This window comes from Streptomyces sp. H27-H1 (assembly GCF_026627445.1).
Classification (GTDB): Bacteria; Actinomycetota; Actinomycetes; order Streptomycetales; family Streptomycetaceae; genus Streptomyces.
This window is the reverse complement of record NZ_JAPNLJ010000146.1, coordinates 1-1,263: the sequence shown is the minus strand read 5'-3', so window position 1 is coordinate 1,263 and position 1,263 is coordinate 1. Positions and strand designations below refer to the sequence as shown.

General features: G+C 68.1%; 1 protein-coding gene. It reads left to right on the top strand.

The window, feature by feature from the left end:
• Window positions 1–36: 36 nt before the first annotated feature.
• Window positions 37–1,263, top strand: a 1,227-nt coding sequence (locus OTB20_RS42190; RefSeq protein WP_420716626.1) for an IS30 family transposase, incomplete at its 3' end; no start/stop codon positions are given.

Below are 1,263 nucleotides of genomic sequence, written 5' to 3'. Positions count from 1 at the left end.
TGGGACGAGACCAGAGTCAGAGGGTGCCGGAGGCGCCTGCGGGAGCGCGGCGGCAGTGGGCGGCGGATCGCGTCGGGAGTGACGACGGTAGAGGCCGCGGTGGCTGTTGGTGTGTCATGGCCGGTCGGAACCCGGTGGTTCCGTCACGCTGGCGGGATGCCGCCGATCAGCCTGGATGAGCCCACCGGCCGCTATCTGTCGTTCGCTGAGCGTGAGGAGATCGCGCTGCTGGCCGCCCAGGAGTTCGGCGTGCGGGAGATCGCTCGCAGGATCGGCCGTGACGCGGGCACGGTCTCACGCGAGGTGCGCCGCAACGCGGCGACCCGGGGCGGCAAACCGGTCTACCGGGCTCTGGTGGCGCAGTGGAAAGCGCAGCAGGCTGCGAAGCGCCCGAAGACCGCGAAGCTCGCAGGCGACCAAAGGTTGCGTGAGTACGTGCAGGAGAGGCTCGCCGGCAGCGTCCGTCGCCCCGACGGCATGATCGTCACCGGGCCTGACACGCCGGGGTGGAAGGGGCTGAACAAGCCGCACCGGCAGGACAGGCGGTGGGCGACAGCATGGAGCCCGGAGCAGATCTCGCACCGGCTCCATGTCGACTTCCCCGATGATGAGTCCATGCGCATCAGCCACGAAGCGATCTACCAGGCACTGTTCATCGAAGGCCGTGGTGCGCTCAAGCGGGAACTGGTCACGTGTCTGCGCACCGGCCGGGCGCTGCGGACTCCCCGAGCGCGGTCGCAGAACAAGCCGCGGGGGCATGTCACCGTGGACGTCATCCTCAGTGAACGCCCCGCAGAGGCCGGGGACCGCGCGGTCCCGGGACACTGGGAAGGCGATTTGATCATCGGGACGGGCCGCTCCGCAATCGGTACGCTTGTCGAGCGCAGCAGCCGCTCCACGCTCCTGGTACACCTGCCTCGGCTCGAGGGCTGGGGTGAGAGTCCGCCCGTGAAGAACGGCCCCTCGCTCGGCGGTTACGGCGCGATCGCGATGAACGCGGCGCTCACCACGTCGATGACGCAGCTGCCCGAGCAGCTACGCAAGACCCTCACCTGGGACCGTGGGAAGGAACTCTCCGCTCATACCCAGTTCGCTCTCGATACCGGGACGAAGGTGTTCTTCGCCGATCCGCACTCGCCCTGGCAACGACCCACAAACGAGAACACGAACGGGCTACTGCGTCAGTACTTCCCGAAGGGCACTGATCTCTCCCGGTGGTCCGCCGAGGACCTCGAAGCCGTCGCCATGACGATCAACAACCGG